Raw genomic sequence first — 17052 nt, forward strand, 5'->3', positions numbered from 1 at the left:
ACCCCGCACCACCAGCCCACCAGAATCAGTAGGAAACGCATTCAATGGGAGGAAACCTGGCCCGAAATTCTGCGGATCAACCACACATCTGATAAGTAGCGTTGCTCGGCCTGTTTAAGCGAAAGCTCCAACAGTTGAAGACCCTGCGCTTCGCTCTCGGGCTCCTCCTGCTGGCCGTGATCGCCGCCCTCCGCCTCGCCGTTCCGCCGTTCCAGGCCGTCTTCGCGGTGGCCGTCGCGGTGGCGCTGTGGTGTGACGCGGTGAACTGGTACCGAGCCGTCCCCCACCTGGACACGGTGGTCCACTTCGCCCTGACCGGCAGCGGTTCGGTCGTCCTGCTGGCCGCGTTGCTCCGGGCGGGCGGGACCGGGCTTCGTCGGGGCGCGGCCGCTGCGCCCTCGTGGGTGCTCGCCGCGTGGGTCGCCCTGACGGGGCTCGCCGCGGCCGCCCTCTGGGAGATCTACGAGTGGGTCGTCGAGCAACTGCTGCCCCGGTCGATGCGAGTGACCTACAACGACACCGTCGCAGACCTCGCCTCCGGGCTGAGCGGCTCACTGGTCGCCGGACTGCTCCTCACCCTCACCTGCCGGCCGTTGCTCGGGCGGGACGGGACGAGCGGGGCGTGTTGTGGCACGCCGGGGCGATACGGTGATCGCATGCCGTCCAGCCCCGAGCCCCCGCTCTCGGACCCCGCCTCGCTCCCCACGGTGGAATTCGCCTTCCCCGGCCCCCTGCGCGACCAACTCGTCGCGGCGATCCTCGACGGTTCGAAGACCTCCACGACCGGGCTCGTCGCCGACTACGAGCACGAGGGCGAGCCGCTGCCGGAGGTCGGCAGCCGCGAGGTGGTCGTCGACTCCCGGGACCGTCCGGTCGCCGTCATAGAGGTGACCGACGTACGCGTGGTCCCCGTCGGTCAGGTGGACCTCGCCCACGCGGTCGACGAGGGCGAGGGGTACACCAGCGTGGCCGAGTGGCGTGCAGGCCACGAGCGGTTCTGGCACGGCGAAGAGATGCGAGCGGCGCTGGACGACCCGGACTTCATGGTGGACGACGCGACGCCTGCGGTCCTGGAACGCTTCCAGGTTGTGACCGTGCTTCAGCGATCAGACCACTGACTCACGCCGAGTCGGGCTCCTCCTGCGGCTCGTCCGGCATCCCAGTGAACAGTTCCTCCGCCTGGTCGACCGTTACGGCCCGGCCGAGCCAGTCGTCGAGGCGGGCCAGGTCCGTGCAGTCACTGACGCGGGTGCGTACGTCGTCGGAGGCAGCGATGCCGCGATTCTCGAGAATCCGCAACACCGCCTTGGCCATACCGGCCGCGATGCCCGCAGCCTTGCCCTTGGCCTCCCCGTCGTAGTACGCCTCCTCGAAGACCGTTCCACGGCCCGGGAAGTAAGAAATGACCACCTTCTCCAGCTCCCTCCACGTGTCTCGGGCCGGAGTGTTCTCCAAGCCCACTTCCAGCATTTCCGACCAGTACTTGGCCGTGGCTACGTCGAACGACCGCATTCCGTGGGCCATCAATCAGGGCCCGACCTTGCACTCGAAGGGGCCTGCGGCCCAGCTCGCCGTGGTTCTGCTGCGGCATACGGCTACGAGCAGCACCGGCAGGTTGAACTTCGCCCGCAAGTAGGCCACGTAGTACGCCCAGTTGACACCCTTGTCCGGCGCCTTACGGGTCTGGGCCTCGACGGCGAGGAGGAAGGGCTCTCCCTCCGACGGCTCGACCCGCAGCACCGTGTCCACACGACGCTCCAGCGGCTTCAGCTCCGTGGCGTCGGGAGTCAGGGGCTCGATGTCCGCCTTGGCGGGCGGCGGCAGCCCCAACGCCTCGAAGATCGGGGCGAGAACCTCCGGGCGATCCTGGAAGATCCGATGCGAGGTCTCGTGGGTGGAGGTGACCATGTGCGCAATCTAGAGACTGGCACACCGTCGCGCGCGACGCACCGCACGGCACGGCCTTCATCGATGGCGAGGACCAACTCAGCGCATTTCGGACGCTCTTCCGTAAGGTGGAGGGTGCGTCGCTCGACCCGGACCAGTCGCGCGACTTCATCCACAGGCTGACGAAGGAGCGGTGAGGTACACATGGACACTCCCAGCAACTGGCGGAAGTCGTCCTATTCAGGTCCCGGTGACGGCAATTCCTGCGTGGAGACAGCCCACTCCCCCACCCTCGTCGCCGTCCGCGACTCCAAGACCCCGGCCAGGGCAACCCTCACCTTCCCGGCCGGAACCTTCACCACCTTCCTCGACGCCCTGAAACCCGCTCACTCCACCGTCACCGACTTCGCCAGGTTCCGCGGCTGATCCACCTCGTTGCCCCGGGCCGTCGCCAGCTCGCACGCGAAGACCTGCAACGGCACCGTCGCCACCAGCGGCTGGAGCAGGGTCGGCGTGGCCGGGATGCGGACCAGGTGGTCGGCGTACGGGACGACCGCCTCGTCGCCCTCCTCGGCGATCACGATGGTGCGGGCGCCCCGGGCCCTGATCTCCTGGATGTTGGACACGATCTTGTCGTGCAGGACGGAGCGCCCGCGCGGGGACGGCACGACCACGACGACCGGCAGGTCCTCCTCGATCAGCGCGATCGGCCCGTGCTTCAGCTCGCCCGCCGCGAAGCCCTCGGCGTGCATGTACGCCAACTCCTTGAGCTTCAGGGCGCCTTCGAGGGCGACCGGGTGGCCGACGTGCCGGCCCAGGAACAGCACCGTGTTCTTGTGGGCGAGGGAGCGCGCCAGTTCGCGCACGGGCTCCATGGTCTCCAGGACCCGCTCGACCGCGCCGGAGATCCGCGAGAGGTCGCGGACGACGTCGCGGATCTCGTCGCCGTACTTGGTGCCCCGCACCTGCCCGAGGTAGAGGGCGACCAGGTAGCAGGCCACCAGCTGGGTGAGGAACGCCTTGGTGGAGGCGACGGCGACCTCGGGTCCCGCGTGCGTGTAGAGCACCGCGTCGGACTCGCGCGGGATGGTGGAGCCGTTGGTGTTACAGATGGCCAGCACCTTGGCGCCCTGCTCGCGGGCGTGGCGCAGGGCCATGAGGGTGTCCATGGTCTCGCCGGACTGGGAGATCGCGACGACCAGCGTCTGCTGGTCGAGGATCGGGTCGCGGTAGCGGAACTCGCTGGCCAGCTCCACCTCGCAGGGGACCCGCGTCCAGTGCTCGATGGCGTACTTGGCGATCAGTCCGGCGTGGAAGGCCGTACCGCACGCGACGATGACGACCTTGTCGACCTCGCGCAGCACCCCCGGCGGGATGCGCACCTCGTCCAGGCTCAGCGTGCCGGAGCCGTCGATGCGGCCCAGCAGGGTGTCGGCGACGGCCTTGGGCTGCTCGGCGATCTCCTTGAGCATGAAGTAGTCGTAGCCGGCCTTCTCGGCGGCCGAGGCGTCCCAGTCGACGTGGTACGAGCGGACGTCGGCCGGGCTGCCGTCGAAGCCCGTGACCGTGACGCCGTCCCGGCGCAGTTCGACGACCTGGTCCTGGCCCAGCTCGACGGCGTCCCGGGTGTGGGCGATGAAGGCCGCCACGTCCGAGGCGAGGAAGCACTCGCCCTCCCCCACGCCCACCACGAGCGGCGAGTTGCGGCGGGCGCCGACGACCACGTCCGGCGCGTCCGCGTGCACCGCGACCAGGGTGAACGCGCCCTCCAGCCGCCGGCACACCAGCCGCATCGCCTCGGCGAGGTCGGCGCAGCCGGAGAACTCCTCGGCGAGCAGGTGGGCGACGACCTCGGTGTCGGTCTCGGAGGGCAGTTCGTGGCCGCGCTCGGCCAGCTCGGCCCGCAGCGACGCGAAGTTCTCGATGATGCCGTTGTGCACCACGGCCACCCGGCCCGCGTTGTCGAGGTGCGGGTGGGCGTTGGCGTCGGTGGGGCCGCCGTGGGTGGCCCAGCGGGTGTGGCCGATGCCGGTCGCGGCGGACGGCAGCGGGTGTTCGGACAGTTCCTTGTCGAGGTTGACGAGCTTGCCGGCCCGCTTGGCGGTGGCGAGGCCGCCGTCGGCGAGCACGGCGACGCCCGCCGAGTCGTATCCCCGGTACTCGAGCCGCTTCAGTCCGGCCATGACGACATCGAGCGCCGACTGCGACCCCACGTATCCCACGATTCCGCACATGACCGGCAGCCTACGATCAGATCCGGTCCCGAACCGGCCTTGTCGTGCCCGAAATCGGAAATTCCCACCGGGGTACGAACGCCCGGCGGCCGGACTCAGCCCAGTTTGGCGAGCTGCGCGTCGCTGATCTCCGTGGGGAACGGGAAGTCCTCGCCGGTCCCCGCGGCGGCCAGATTGAGGACGGTGAAGGTGGCGACGGTGGAGCCCTTGCGGGTGACGGACACCTTGACCGGGAACTCGTCGCCGTCCTCGCCGACCATCGTCATCGTCATCGCGACGGCCTCGTCCGCCCCGCCGGTCGCCTCCCCCTGCGCCACCTTGGCGATCTTGGCCGGCTCGCCCATCGCGGTGAAGGTGAAGCCGCCGGCGCAGGTGCCGGCCGCCTCCTTCACGTCCTTCAGCACCGCCTCGGCACCGCCGTCGTCGTAGGTCGCCAGCGTCACCAGCGCCTTGTCCAGGTCGAACGCGGCGCCGATGGCCTCCTCGGTGCCCGCGTCGCCGGACGGCTTCTTCGCGCCCTCGGTCCAGCTCCGCTTGACGGTCACCGCCGGTTCGCCCAGGGGGACGCCGGTCTCGGCGAAGGCGAGCGGCTCGCACTCCGCCTTGTCGCCCTTCACCTTGTCCTTGGCCACGTCGTCCGCCGCCGACACCTCGGTGACCTTGCCGTTCTTGACGTCCGCCTGCGCGAGGGCCGCCTTCTCCAGCTCGGCCGCGGTGAGCGCCGGGGCCGCGGCAGCGCTCGTGCCGCCGTCCTTGCCGTCACCGGCCGCCTTGCCGGCGTCGCCGTCGCCACCGCCGTCGTCGGAGGACCCGCAGGCGGTGCCGAGCAGGGCCAGGGCAGCGGCGGAGGCCGCGAGCGCGGCACGGCGGATGACGGTCAGTCTCACGGCGGGCTCTTTCTTCCAGATGGCGGAGGTTCTTGAAGGTCCACACAAGCGTCCGCACAAACATCCGTACAAACATCCGCACAAACGTGCGAGAACTCTAGACGCAGCGAACTCACAGGTGATCAAGGATGTGCCACCCGGTATCCGACCGTGACGCCCACGTGATCTCCCCCGTGCCGGCCCCGGGCGAGCGTGACACAGGCCACCTGCCGCCCGGTTCAAACTCCGTTAACAATGGACTGTGATCTCTCCGGTCTCCTCGATGCCCCGGAGCGCCCACCGGCAGCGGCCGGAGGCGACTCCCTACGTCGACCTCACCCGCCCCGAGTGGAGCGCGCTGCGCGACAAGACGCCGCTGCCGCTGACCGCCGAGGAGGTGGAGAAGCTGCGCGGCCTCGGCGATGTCATCGACCTCGACGAGGTGCGGGACATCTACCTCCCGCTGTCCCGGCTCCTCAACCTCTACGTCGGCGCCACCGACGGCCTGCGCGGCGCCCTGAACACCTTCCTCGGCGCCCGGGGCTCCCAGTCCGGCACCCCGTTCGTCATAGGGGTCGCCGGTTCGGTCGCGGTCGGCAAGTCCACCGTCGCCCGCCTGCTCCAGGCGCTGCTGTCCCGCTGGCCCGAGCACCCGCGCGTGGAACTGGTCACGACCGACGGCTTCCTGCTGCCGACGCAGGAGCTGGAGGACCGCGGCCTGATGTCCCGGAAGGGCTTCCCCGAGTCCTACGACCGCCGGGCCCTGACCCGCTTCGTCGCCGACATCAAGGCGGGCAAGGCCGAGGTCACGGCACCCGTCTACTCGCACCTCATCTACGACATCGTCCCGGACCAGAAGCTCGTCGTCCGCCGCCCCGACATCCTGATCGTCGAGGGCCTCAACGTGCTCCAGCCCGCGCTGCCCGGCAAGGACGGCCGCACCAGGGTCGGACTCGCCGACTACTTCGACTTCAGCGTGTACGTCGACGCCCGCACCGAGGACATCGAGCGCTGGTACCTCAGCCGCTTCCGGAAGCTGCGCGAGACCGCCTTCCAGAACCCGTCCTCGTACTTCCGCAAGTACACCCAGGTGTCGGAGGAGGAGGCCCTCGACTACGCCCGCACCACCTGGCGCACCATCAACAAGCCCAACCTGGTGGAGAACGTGGCCCCCACCCGGGGCCGGGCCACCCTCGTCCTGCGCAAGGGCCCCGACCACAAGGTGCAGCGCCTCAGCCTGCGCAAGCTGTGACGCGGGGCGCCGTCGACGGTAGAAATACCGGATGCTGCTGCATCTGCGCCTGATCACACCGGCCGACCGGACCGACGAGGTGGTCCGCCTGATCGACCGTACGGTCGGCACCACCCATCTGGTCGTCCTGCCCGGCGTCGCCCGCGAGCCCGAGGGGGACGTCGTCATGTGCGACGTGGCCCGCGAGGCCGGCGACGAACTCATCGGCGGCCTGCGGGCGTTGGGCATCGACACGCACGGCGCCATCACCGCGGAGAACATCGACCTGGCCCTCTCCAAGCGCGCCGACAAGGCGGAGAAGGACGCTCCGGGCGAGCCCGCCGACGCGGTGCTGTGGGAGCAGTTGGAGGAGGCGACGCACGAGGAGTCGACCCTCTCCATCACCTACATCGCCTTCATCACGCTGGCCACGATGATCGCGGCCTGCGGCGTGGTGCTGGACAACGCGATCCTGATCGTGGGCGCGATGGCGGTCGGCCCGGAGTTCGGCCCCCTCGCCGGCGTCTGCACCGCGATCGTCCAGCGGGCCCCGCGGCTGGCCCTGCGCTCACTGATCGCCCTGCTGGTGGGCTTCGCGGTGGCGATGGCGGTGACGGTGGGCTTCAGCTGGATCATGGCCGGGTTCGGCCTGTTCAGCGAGGCCCAGCTGGAGGCGGAGCGGCCCAACACCGGGTTCATCTACGCCCCCGACTGGTTCTCCTTCGTGGTGGCGGTCCTCGCCGGAATCGCGGGCACCCTGTCGCTGACCTCGGCGAAGTCCGGTGCCCTGGTAGGCGTCGCCATCTCCGTCACCACGGTCCCCGCCGCCGCGAACGCGGCCGTGGCCCTGAGCTTCGGCGACACCGACCAGACGGTGGGCTCCAGCGAACAACTCCTACTGAACCTGTTCGGCATCGTCGTGGCGGGCACCCTGACGTTGCTGGCCCAAAAGGCCCTATGGGCAACCCAACGACGCCGGATCACAAAACCCACCTAGGGGCGCGGGGCTCTGCTGATATGCGGCTCCGCCGCGTGGGCGCGACAAGCCACGACGGCGCCGCAGCCCGCCGAACTACCCCAGCGCGGACTTAACAGAATCGGCCAGCCGCCCGGCAACAGACCGAGCCTGCTCGATATCCGCCGCCTCGACCATGACCCGCACCAACGGCTCGGTCCCCGAGGACCGCAACAGCACCCGCCCGGTGCTACCCAGCTCCCGCTCGGCCTCGGAAACCGCCGTAGCCAACTCCGCAGAGGTCGTCACCCGGGACTTGTCCACATCCGGCACATTGATCAGCACCTGCGGCAACCGCTCCATCACCCCCGCGAGATCCCGCAGCGTACGCCCCGTCTGCGCGACCCGCGCCGCCAGCATCAGCCCGGTCAGCGTGCCGTCACCGGTGGTGGCGTGGTCGAGGATGATGACGTGCCCGGACTGCTCGCCGCCGAGGGCGTAGCCGTGCTCCTTCATCTCCTCCAGGACGTACCGGTCGCCGACGCCGGTCCGCACGAACCGGATGCCCTCGCGCTCCATGGCGAGCTTGAAGCCCAGGTTGGACATGACCGTCGCGACGACCGTGTCCGAGCGCAGCGCCTCCCGCTCCCGCATGGCCAGCGCGAGCACGGCGAGGATCTGGTCGCCGTCCACCTCCGCGCCGGTGTGGTCCACGGCCAGGCAGCGGTCGGCGTCGCCGTCGTGGGCGATGCCGAGGTGCGCGCCGTGCTCCACGACGGCGGCCTTGAGCAGGTCGAGGTGGGTGGAGCCGCAGCCGTCGTTGATGTTGAGGCCGTCGGGCACCGCGCCGATGGTGACCAGCTCGGCACCGGCCCGCGCGAACGCCTCCGGCGAGACCCGGGAGGCCGCGCCGTGCGCCTCGTCGAGGACGATCTTCAGACCGTCGAGCCGGTTCGGGAGGACGCCGACGAGGTGCGCGACGTACTGGTCGAGCCCTTCGTCGTAGTCCCGCACCCGGCCCACGCCGGCGCCGGTCGGGCGGTCCCAGGGGGCGCCGGTGCGGTGCTCCGCGTAGACGGACTCGATCCGGTCCTCCAGCTCGTCGGCCAGCTTGTGGCCGCCGCGGGCGAAGAACTTGATGCCGTTGTCGGGCATGGCGTTGTGGCTGGCGGACAGCATCACGCCGAGGTCGGCGCCGAGCGCGCCGGTGAGGTGGGCCACCGCGGGCGTCGGCAGCACGCCGACCCGCAGCACGTCCACGCCGGCGCTGGCCAGGCCCGCGACGACGGCTGCTTCCAGAAACTCGCCGGAGGCGCGCGGATCCCGGCCGACCACCGCGGTCGCCCGGTGTCCGGCGAAGGTGCCCGCCTCGGCCAGTACGTGCGCCGCGGCCACGGAGAGCCCGAGCGCCAGCTCGGCCGTCAGATCCGCGTTGGCGACGCCGCGCACGCCGTCCGTGCCGAAGAGTCGTCCCACTTGTCCTCCTGAGGAAACGTCAATTCCGAACACAAGCCTTTGAGCTTCTGAACGCTTGAACGTCTTGTGCCGTTATACGCCCAACGTTGGGGATAAACGAACGCCCCGGCAGCACAGTGGCGTGCCGCCGGGGCGTTCGGAGTACAGGCAGCGAGGCTTAGCGCTTGCTGTACTGCGGAGCCTTGCGGGCCTTCTTCAGACCGGCCTTCTTGCGCTCGACCGCACGGTCGTCACGCTTGAGGTAACCGGCCTTCTTGAGCGCGCCGCGGTTGTTGTCGACGTCGGCCTCGTTCAGGGCGCGGGCGACACCGAGACGGAGCGCACCGGCCTGACCGGAGACGCCGCCACCCGAGATGCGGGCGATGACGTCGTAGCGGTTGTCGAGCTCGAGCACCTTGAAGGGCTCGTTGACTTCCTGCTGGTGCACCTTGTTCGGGAAGTAGTCCTCGAGCGTGCGCCCGTTGACCTTCCACTTGCCGGTGCCCGGGACGATCCGGACGCGGGCGATGGCGTTCTTGCGACGGCCCAGGCCGGCGGCCGGCTGCGGCTCGCCGAACGCGGAGGCCATGGACTCCGAGGTGTACTCGCCCTCGACGGGCACCTCGGACTCGGTGGTGTAGCTGTCGATGTCGAGCTCTTCGAGCGGCTGCTCGGGAGTGGTCTCGGGAGTGGTCTCGGGAGTGGTCTCGGCCACGATGCTCCTCAGATTCTCTTCAGTCTTAAAGGGTGGCCGGAACTACTGCGCGACCTGGGTGATCTCGAACGGCTGCGGCTGCTGCGCGCCGTGCGGGTGCTGGTCACCCTTGTAGACCTTCAGCTTCGAGAGCATCTGACGGCCCAGGGAGTTCTTCGGGAGCATGCCCTTGACGGCCTTCTCGACCGCCTTCTCCGGGTTCTTGTCCAGCAGCTCGTCGTAGCGCACCGAGCGCAGACCGCCCGGGTAGCCGGAGTGGCGGTACGCCATCTTCTGGGTCCGCTTGTTGCCGGAGAGGTGCACCTTGTCGGCGTTGATGATGATGACGAAGTCACCGGTGTCGACGTGGGGCGCGTAGATCGGCTTGTGCTTGCCGCGCAGGATGGAGGCCGCAGTGGTGGCCAGACGACCCAGGACGACGTCCTGAGCGTCGATGACGTGCCACTGACGCGTCACATCGCCGGGCTTGGGGCTGTACGTACGCACGGTTCGTAGCCTTCGCTTCTTCAGTGAGTGGTCCTGACTGGTCACCGAAGACGATCACGACAGCCCTGACCGCACCGCGGTGACGCATACCGCGTGCTGGTCGCTGGTCATCGGTCCCGGTGGACCGGTGTAAGGGCCCCTCACGTGAGAATGAGCAAGCCAATACACATACGACTGTGCAGAATACCCGGGCGGCCACGGCCGGGTCAAAACGGGGTCGCCGAGGCCCGCGCGGGCTCGGGCGCCCGCCCGGACGGTACCCGGCCGCCGGCGTCCGGCGCACCGGACCGGCCCTGCCGGGCCACCGTCACCGCCAGCACGCACAGCGTGAACGCGTCCCGGAAGGCCCGGCGGCGCTCCGACTCCAGCCACGGCCAGGTCAGCCCCGGTACCTGGGGCACCAGGGAGATCCAGAACCACACCCCGCGAGCCACCGATCCGCCGTACGGCAGCCCGGCGAGCAGCAGCGGCAGGACGACCAGGAGGTAGTGGTCGTAGGAGGGCCGGGAGACGAGGAACGCCGAGAGCATCAGTCCGGCGCCGGTCTCCGCCAGCCGCAGCGGACCCGGGTCGGCACGGCGCCAGCGCCGGTACGCGCAGAGCACCCCGGCGCAGGCCGCCGCCACCGCGAGCCCCTGCGCGAGCCCCTGCGGCACCCCCAGCCGGGGCAGGACGGCCGCCGGGGAGGCCTCGTAGAGCCGCACGAAGCCGTCGTCGCCGTGCAGCAGGAAAGGCAGGGTGCGGGTGAAGAAGCCGGCCGGGTCGGGCATCGCCAGCGCCGCCGCGCCGGAGGCCAGCGCGGGCACCAGGACGGCCGCCGCCAGCGCCCGCCACCGCCCGGCGAACAGGAAGAGGAGGACGAGGGGCGCGAGCAGCGGCTTGAGCGCGATCGCCGCGCCGACGACCGCTCCCGCCGCCGTCCACCGGCCCCGGCTCGCCAGCAGCAGGGACAGCGGGAGCGCCACGGCCGCCGTCACCGTCCAGTTGCCGAGCCGCACCAGGTGCCCGAACGGCGCGAAGCCCGCCGCGAGCCCGGTCAGCCCGAGGACCGCGAGCCGACTGCCGAGCGGCACGCGGTGCAGCAGCAGCGCACAGGCCCAGGCCAGCGCCAGCAGGGCCGTCACCGCGCACGGGACCAGCACCCGCAGCACGGCCCCGGGCAGCAGCACCTGCGGGACGGCGGCGAGGACCGCGCTCGGAAAATAGAGGAAGTGCGGATCGTCATACGGGGAGCCGCCGGCCAGCCAGGTGCGGGCGGCCCGCACGACGATCGCGTTGTCCATCCCGCCGTCCGAGGTCACACGTGCCGCGTGTGCCGCGCAGGCCGCCAGCACGGTCACGAGAACCGCCCACAGGTGCCCTCCCGCCGGTCGCACCAACCACCCGGAGATGTCGCTTTTGCCCGTCCGCATGAACGGAACGCTAGGCGCTGCGGGCCCCAGGGACGCGCACCAGCACGCCGCTCGGCCCGTCTAAGATGCGCCCCATGAGCTTTGGGCAGGGGGGACCTCAGTCACAGTGGGATCCCTGGAAACCGCAGTCGCAGCAGCAACAGCAGCAGCCCTGGAACAGTGGCGAGAGCGACAACACGCCGGACTGGGCGGCCCTCGCCGAGGCCTCCGAGGCCCGTGCCAAGCGCCGCCGGCTGTTCCTCATCGGCGGGGGCGCGCTGGCCACCGTGGCGATAGCCAGTGCCGTCGCCGTGGCCGTGGTCTCGGCGAACGGCTCCGGCCAGGCGTCCGACGGCCCCTCCTCGCAGCTCCCCGGGACGGCCGACATCCCGAGCGCGACGGCCACCGCCCCCTCCTTCGCACCGACCAGCGCCCCGCCGCCGCTGAACCCGAAGGACTTCGTGTCCAGCGTCAAGAAGGACAAGGCCCCGCTCAGCCCGGACCTGCTCTTCCCCGGCACGCAGCTGACCATGGGCGAGACGGTCTACAAGAAGGGCCCGACGGCCGACACCCGCACCTGCGGCTCCGCCGCCCAGGGCACCCTGCCGAAGGTCCTGAACGACAATGACTGCACCCGCCTGATCCGCGTCACGTACACCGAGGGCGATACCGCCGTGACCGTCGGCGTGGCCGTCTTCGACACCGAGGCGCAGGCCGCCAAGGCCAAGAAGCAGGCCGACAAGAAGAGCATCGTGCGCTCGCTGTCCGGCGGCGGCGTCAAGTCCTTCTGCACCGGCGCGGTCTGCCGTTCCACCACCAACTCCTACGGCCGCTACGCCTACTTCACCGTCGCCGGTTCCGCGAGCGGCAAGGACGTCACGGAGAAGTCCACGGGGGTGTTCCGGGCCGGCGACGACCTCGCCGAGTTCGCCTTCCGGCAGATCCGCGGGCGCGGCGAGGCCCAGGCGTCGGCGGCGGCGGAGGGCTGATCAGCAGCAGCCGGCCCCGGGCAGGGACCGCTTGTTGCGGGCCTCCTTGTTCCGGGCCGCGAGCAGCTCGTCCGCCGGGTAGCCGACCTCCTCCAGCGTCAGCCCGTGCGGCCGTACGACGTGCACGGCCGAGTCCCGGACACCCGCTGCCAGTACCTTCGCCGGCCAGTCGGACGCCCGGTGGCCGTCGCCGACGAACAGCAGCGCCCCGATGAGGGAGCGCACCATGTTGTGGCAGAAGGCGTCGGCCCGCACGGTGGCGGTGACGATCCCGTCCTCCCCGCGCACCAGGCTCAGCTCCTGCAGCGTCCGGATGGTGGTGGCCCCCTCCCGCTTCTTGCAGTAGGCGGCGAAGTCGTGCTCGCCCAGCAGTCCGCGGGCTGCCTCGTTCATGGCGTCCACGTCGAGCGGCCAGTCGTGCCACAGGACGTGGCCGCGCAGCAGCGGGTCGACGCCGCCCGGGTTGTCGGTGACCCGGTAGGCGTAGCGCCGCCAGACCCCGGAGAACCGGGCGTTGAAGCCGCCGGGCGCCTCGCGCAGAGCCCAGACCCGCACGTCCCTCGGCAGCCGCCCCGCGAGCCGCTTGAGCAGCTTCACGCGGTGCTCGGCCCACACCTCGCGCTCCAGGTCGACATGGGCGACCTGCCCCCGGGCGTGCACCCCGGCGTCGGTGCGGCCCGCCACGGTCAGCTCGTACGTCTTGGGCGACCGCGTGACGGTCCGCAGCGCGTCCTCGATCTCCCCCTGCACGGTCCGCCGCCCACCGGCCTGCTTGGCCCAGCCGGAGAACTCGGCCCCGTCGTAGGAAAGATCCAGCCGCACGCGCACGAACCCGGCCTCAACTTCGTCACTCACTCCTGAATCCTCCCAGGTACACGAAAGCGGGCCCGCCCCTGGAAAGGAACGGGCCCGCCAACGCCGAAAGGGGCGCGGGGCTGTGCTCGATATGCGGCTCCGCCGCGTGGGCGCGACAAACCACGACGAAGCCGCAGCCGCAATCACACAGCCCCTGGCAGACGCTTAGGCGTCCTTGGACTCCTCGGCAGGAGCCTCGTCGGCCTTGGTCGTGTCGACCTTCGCCTCAGCAGCCTCGGCGCCCTCCGCGTCCTTGGCGGCACGCTTGGTCGCGGCCTCGGCCTCGCCGGTCGCCTCCTGCGCCACGGTCAGCGCCTCGACCAGCTCGATGACAGCCATGGGCGCGTTGTCGCCACGGCGGTTACCGATCTTGGTGATGCGCGTGTAACCACCGGGACGGTTCTCGTAGCGCGGGCCGATCTCGGTGAAGAGCGTGTGGACGACGCTCTTGTCCGTGATCACCTGGAGCACCTGACGGCGGTTGTGAAGGTCGCCCTTCTTCGCCTTGGTGACCAGACGCTCGGCGTACGGACGCAGCCTGCGCGCCTTCGCCTCGGTGGTGGTGATGCGACCGTGCTCGAACAGCGACTTCGCGAGGTTCGCGAGGAGCAGCTTCTCGTGCGCGGCGCTGCCGCCCAGACGGGCACCCTTGGTGGGCTTCGGCATGGTGTCTCTCCTAGGTGTCTGCCCCGGCCGTATCAGGTACCGAGGTCAGTATCCGAGCGGGCGGCCGCCCGTCGGAGATCCGGGGCGCCTTTTCAAGCGCCCCGGAGGATCCGCGCCCCAAAGGGGCACTGCGCGACCAGCCACGACGGACCGGCAGCCGACTCAGTACTGCTCGGTCTCCACGAAACCGGCGTCAGCATCGTCATCGGCACCGAACGCGTCCGCGGCGGCGGTCGGGTCGAATCCGGGCGGGCTGTCCTTGAGCGCGAGGCCCATGCCGGCCAGCTTCGCCTTGACCTCGTCAATGGACTTCGCACCGAAGTTACGGATGTCCAGGAGGTCGGCCTCCGAGCGGGCGACGAGCTCACCCACGGAGTGGATGCCCTCACGCTTGAGGCAGTTGTACGACCGAACGGTGAGCTCCAGCTCCTCGATCGGCAGCGCCAGATCCGCGGCGAGCGCGGCGTCCGTCGGCGACGGACCCATGTCGATGCCCTCGGCGTCGATGTTCAGCTCGCGGGCGAGACCGAACAGCTCGACCAGGGTCTTACCGGCCGATGCCATGGCGTCACGCGGACGCATGGCCTGCTTGGTCTCGACGTCGACGATCAGCTTGTCGAAGTCGGTGCGCTGCTCGACACGCGTGGCCTCGACCTTGTACGTGACCTTGAGAACCGGCGAGTAGATCGAGTCGACCGGGATACGGCCGATCTCCTGGCCCACCTGCTTGTTCTGCACGGCGGAGACGTAGCCGCGACCGCGCTCGACGGTCAGCTCCATCTCCAGCTTGCCCTTGCCGTTGAGCGTGGCGAGGACGAGGTCGGGGTTGTGCACCTCGACACCGGCCGGGGGCGCGATGTCGGCGGCGGTGACCAGACCCGGACCCTGCTTGCGCAGGTACATCACGACGGGCTCGTCGTGCTCCGAGGAGACGACCAGCTGCTTGATGTTGAGGATCAGGTCGGTGACGTCCTCCTTGACGCCCGGCACGGTGGTGAACTCGTGCAGGACACCGTCGATCCGGATGCTGGTGACAGCCGCACCGGGGATCGAGGAGAGGAGCGTACGACGCAGGGAGTTGCCGAGGGTGTAGCCGAAGCCCGGCTCCAGCGGCTCGATGACGAACCGGGAGCGGAACTCGTCGACGACCTCTTCGGTCAACGAGGGACGCTGAGCGATCAGCATGTGGTGATCCTTCAGTCAGGGGCGCCCGCTATTTGACGCCCGACCAGTACTGCAAGGGTACGGGCGATACGACCCGAAGGAGCCGTACCGCCCGGAAACCCTGGTGAAGCGGGTGAAGCGATGAAGCGGTGTCGCGGCGGAACGTGATCAGACGCGACGGCGCTTCGGCGGACGGCAGCCGTGCTGCGACATGTGGGGGATAACCCCCACGCCCCCAGCCGGAAGCCGAGCCGACGCGACCGGTGCCTCAGACGCGACGGCGCTTCGGCGGACGGCAGCCGTTGTGCGGGGTGGGCGTGACGTCCTGGATCGAGCCGACCTCGAGGCCGGTCGCCTGCAGGGAGCGGATGGCGGTCTCACGACCGGAACCCGGGCCCTTGACGAACACGTCGACCTTGCGCATGCCGTGCTCCTGGGCGCGGCGGGCAGCCGACTCGGCGGCCATCTGCGCGGCGAACGGCGTGGACTTCCGGGAGCCCTTGAAGCCGACGTGGCCGGCGGAGGCCCAGGAGATCACGTTGCCGGTCGGGTCCGTGATGGACACGATCGTGTTGTTGAACGTGCTCTTGATGTGCGCGTGGCCGTGAGCGACGTTCTTCTTTTCCTTGCGGCGCACCTTCTTGGTCGCGCCCTGACGTCCCTTGGGGGGCATGTCGTTCTCCTACGGGAGGTGGTCGGTCCTACAGCGAAGACCGCTGGACGGCGAAGTCCGCTGCGGACTACTTCTTGCCCGGCTTCTTCTTGCCGGCGATGGCGCGACGCGGGCCCTTGCGGGTGCGGGCGTTGGTGCTGGTGCGCTGACCGCGGACGGGCAGGCCACGGCGGTGACGCAGACCCTGGTAGGTACCGATCTCGACCTTGCGGCGGATGTCGGCCTGGACCTCGCGGCGAAGGTCACCCTCGGTCTTGATGTTGTTGTCGACGTACTCGCGGATCGCGACGAGCTGCTCCTCGGAGAGGTCACGAACACGGGTGTTCGCGTCCACGCCGGTCGCGGCGAGCGTCTGCTGCGAGAGGGTCCGGCCAATGCCGAACACGTAGGTGAGGGCGATCTCGACGCGCTTTTCGCGCGGGATGTCAACACCGGAAACGCGTGCCATTCAATGGCTCCAGTTGATTGTCGGAGGTCTTCCACAGAACCGGATCCCGGCCGCCGGCCTCTCGATGTCTCGAAGAGTTGGTACGGCTCGGGTCCCCGGCCTCCGAACCGGGGGTGTCGGACGCCTGGGCGTCCGGGTCCTGCGTATGAACATGTTCAGCTCGCGTCGCGCGAAGTCCTGCGAATCGCGGAGGGACGGTCGTGCGTCAGCCCTGGCGCTGCTTGTGGCGCGGGTTGTCGCAGATGACCATGACCCGACCGTGACGGCGGATCACCCTGCACTTGTCGCAGATCTTCTTGACGCTCGGCTTGACCTTCATTGAGTGAAGTTCTCCGGGCTCAGTGCCCCCGCGCCATACGGAGCCGGGGCAGGGAAAAAAGATCTACTTGTACCGTTGGAGTTCTCTTCCTGACGGGTCAGGAAGACTCTCCCCTGGATCGCTCCGGGAAGTTTGACAGGGCGAGCCTGTCCGACGACGACCCTCCCGGCCGCCGGGGCGGGTCCGCAACCCGCCCAAGCTCACTTATACCGGTAGACGATCCGGCCACGCGTCAGGTCGTACGGAGACAACTCCACCACGACCCGGTCGTCAGGGAGGATGCGGATGTAGTGCATGCGCATCTTGCCGCTGATGTGTGCCAGGACCTGGTGGCCGTTCTGGAGCTCGACCTTGAACATGGCGTTCGGAAGAGACTCAACGACAGTGCCCTCGATCTCGATGGCACCTTGCTTCTTGGCCACGCTTCGCCCTTCGAATCGACTACCTTGATCGACTCCTACGCACCGTACGAGCGCATGCAGACATGCGAGTGCACGAGAGCCGACGAGTCAGTCTACGTCAGCAGCCCCGGAAAGGCGAAACGGGGAAGTCTGCCCCGGATGCGAGATCGTTATGCAAGAGCCCCACCCTCGGCACCGACCCCTCACGCCAGCGGGCCCGGCGCCGCCGTGATGCCCAGCTCCGCCAGCTTTGCCATGCCCCCGACCCCGTCCTCCACGCCCCCCTCGCGGGCTCGGCGCCAGGGGCGCCTCACAAG

General features: G+C 69.7%; 20 protein-coding genes and 1 pseudogene. 6 read left to right on the top strand and 15 right to left on the bottom strand.

Translation table 11 applies throughout. From position 1 onward, the window contains the following. Nucleotides 1-656: 656 nt before the first annotated feature. The gene (locus ACFWR9_RS36385) at nt 657-1118 is read left to right on the top strand and encodes an ASCH domain-containing protein (protein ID WP_383850222.1); all 462 of its coding nucleotides are present in this window, start codon (nt 657-659) and stop codon (nt 1116-1118) included. 1 nt (nt 1119) lies between these two features. On the opposite strand, the gene ACFWR9_RS36390 is transcribed toward ACFWR9_RS36385, so the two are convergent. Both ACFWR9_RS36390 and ACFWR9_RS36395 read right to left on the bottom strand, forming a co-directional pair. Beyond that, nucleotides 1120-1410: a hypothetical protein gene (locus ACFWR9_RS36390; protein WP_383850138.1), complete on the bottom strand. Its 291-nt coding sequence runs from the start codon at nt 1408-1410 to the stop codon at nt 1120-1122. 117 nt (nt 1411-1527) lie between these two features. Continuing rightward, complete coding sequence (locus ACFWR9_RS36395) at nt 1528-1908, bottom strand: hypothetical protein (RefSeq protein WP_383850140.1); 381 nt, start codon at nt 1906-1908, stop codon at nt 1528-1530. Between the two features lie 23 nt (nt 1909-1931). Here ACFWR9_RS36395 and ACFWR9_RS36400 point away from each other — a divergent pair. Together ACFWR9_RS36400 and ACFWR9_RS36405 are read left to right on the top strand one after the other, a co-directional pair. Then, a pseudogene (locus ACFWR9_RS36400) lies at nt 1932-2084 on the top strand (Scr1 family TA system antitoxin-like transcriptional regulator); the annotation flags it as partial. Between the two features lie 7 nt (nt 2085-2091). Next, complete coding sequence (locus ACFWR9_RS36405) at nt 2092-2313, top strand: DUF397 domain-containing protein (protein ID WP_383850143.1); 222 nt, start codon at nt 2092-2094, stop codon at nt 2311-2313. On the opposite strand, the gene glmS is transcribed toward ACFWR9_RS36405, so the two are convergent. Both glmS and ACFWR9_RS36415 read right to left on the bottom strand, forming a co-directional pair. Further along, complete coding sequence (gene glmS / locus ACFWR9_RS36410) at nt 2274-4121, bottom strand: glutamine--fructose-6-phosphate transaminase (isomerizing) (RefSeq protein ID WP_383850145.1); 1848 nt, start codon at nt 4119-4121, stop codon at nt 2274-2276. The two genes, ACFWR9_RS36405 and glmS, sit on opposite strands and share 40 nt — an antisense overlap. A 95-nt stretch (nt 4122-4216) precedes the next feature. Further along, a complete protein-coding gene (locus ACFWR9_RS36415) occupies nt 4217-5008 on the bottom strand; it encodes a hypothetical protein (protein WP_383850147.1) in 792 nt (263 codons plus the stop codon). A gap of 262 nt (nt 5009-5270) precedes the next feature. Between ACFWR9_RS36415 and coaA the strand changes: the two genes are divergently transcribed. Beyond that, nucleotides 5271-6239 (top strand): type I pantothenate kinase, encoded by a 969-nt coding sequence (coaA, locus tag ACFWR9_RS36420; protein WP_383850224.1) that lies wholly within the window; start codon nt 5271-5273, stop codon nt 6237-6239. Nucleotides 6240-6273: 34 nt separating this feature from the next. Continuing rightward, on the top strand, nt 6274-7215 hold the full coding sequence (locus tag ACFWR9_RS36425) for a DUF389 domain-containing protein (protein ID WP_383850227.1): 942 nt from the start codon (nt 6274-6276) through the stop codon (nt 7213-7215). Between the two features lie 75 nt (nt 7216-7290). Here ACFWR9_RS36425 and glmM read toward each other — a convergent pair whose 3' ends face one another. The 4 genes from glmM to ACFWR9_RS36445 form a co-directional block, all read right to left on the bottom strand. Further along, a complete protein-coding gene (gene glmM / locus ACFWR9_RS36430; RefSeq protein WP_383850149.1) occupies nt 7291-8649 on the bottom strand; it encodes a phosphoglucosamine mutase in 1359 nt (452 codons plus the stop codon). 157 nt (nt 8650-8806) lie between these two features. Next, a complete protein-coding gene (gene rpsI, locus ACFWR9_RS36435) occupies nt 8807-9343 on the bottom strand; it encodes a 30S ribosomal protein S9 (protein ID WP_383850152.1) in 537 nt (178 codons plus the stop codon). A gap of 42 nt (nt 9344-9385) precedes the next feature. Beyond that, nucleotides 9386-9829: a 50S ribosomal protein L13 gene (gene rplM / locus ACFWR9_RS36440; protein ID WP_122615770.1), complete on the bottom strand. Its 444-nt coding sequence runs from the start codon at nt 9827-9829 to the stop codon at nt 9386-9388. Between the two features lie 206 nt (nt 9830-10035). Further along, on the bottom strand, nt 10036-11241 hold the full coding sequence (locus ACFWR9_RS36445; protein ID WP_383850156.1) for a glycosyltransferase 87 family protein: 1206 nt from the start codon (nt 11239-11241) through the stop codon (nt 10036-10038). A 74-nt stretch (nt 11242-11315) separates the two neighbouring features. On the opposite strand from ACFWR9_RS36445, the gene ACFWR9_RS36450 reads away from it, so the two are divergent. Continuing rightward, nucleotides 11316-12209: a hypothetical protein gene (locus tag ACFWR9_RS36450; RefSeq protein WP_383850158.1), complete on the top strand. Its 894-nt coding sequence runs from the start codon at nt 11316-11318 to the stop codon at nt 12207-12209. Here the strand turns inward: ACFWR9_RS36450 and truA are convergent, their stop codons facing one another. The 7 genes from truA to infA form a co-directional block, all read right to left on the bottom strand. Further along, entirely contained in the window at nt 12210-13064 is an 855-nt protein-coding gene (truA, locus tag ACFWR9_RS36455) for a tRNA pseudouridine(38-40) synthase TruA (RefSeq protein ID WP_383850161.1), read from the bottom strand. Between the two features lie 165 nt (nt 13065-13229). Beyond that, complete coding sequence (gene rplQ, locus ACFWR9_RS36460; protein WP_383850164.1) at nt 13230-13730, bottom strand: 50S ribosomal protein L17; 501 nt, start codon at nt 13728-13730, stop codon at nt 13230-13232. A 162-nt stretch (nt 13731-13892) separates the two neighbouring features. Beyond that, the gene (locus tag ACFWR9_RS36465) at nt 13893-14915 is read right to left on the bottom strand and encodes a DNA-directed RNA polymerase subunit alpha (RefSeq protein ID WP_003966937.1); all 1023 of its coding nucleotides are present in this window, start codon (nt 14913-14915) and stop codon (nt 13893-13895) included. Between the two features lie 247 nt (nt 14916-15162). Further along, the gene (gene rpsK / locus ACFWR9_RS36470; protein WP_007443997.1) at nt 15163-15567 is read right to left on the bottom strand and encodes a 30S ribosomal protein S11; all 405 of its coding nucleotides are present in this window, start codon (nt 15565-15567) and stop codon (nt 15163-15165) included. 67 nt (nt 15568-15634) lie between these two features. Further along, nucleotides 15635-16015, bottom strand: a complete 381-nt coding sequence (rpsM, locus tag ACFWR9_RS36475) for a 30S ribosomal protein S13 (RefSeq protein WP_383850168.1) — start codon at nt 16013-16015, stop codon at nt 15635-15637. 205 nt (nt 16016-16220) lie between these two features. After that, nucleotides 16221-16334 (bottom strand): 50S ribosomal protein L36, encoded by a 114-nt coding sequence (rpmJ, locus tag ACFWR9_RS36480; RefSeq protein ID WP_003974245.1) that lies wholly within the window; start codon nt 16332-16334, stop codon nt 16221-16223. A gap of 200 nt (nt 16335-16534) precedes the next feature. Further along, complete coding sequence (gene infA / locus ACFWR9_RS36485; RefSeq protein ID WP_003948620.1) at nt 16535-16756, bottom strand: translation initiation factor IF-1; 222 nt, start codon at nt 16754-16756, stop codon at nt 16535-16537. Nucleotides 16757-17052 lie beyond the last annotated feature (296 nt).

It is taken from the genome of Streptomyces sp. NPDC058534, assembly GCF_042717365.1.
GTDB lineage: Bacteria > Actinomycetota > Actinomycetes > Streptomycetales > Streptomycetaceae > Streptomyces.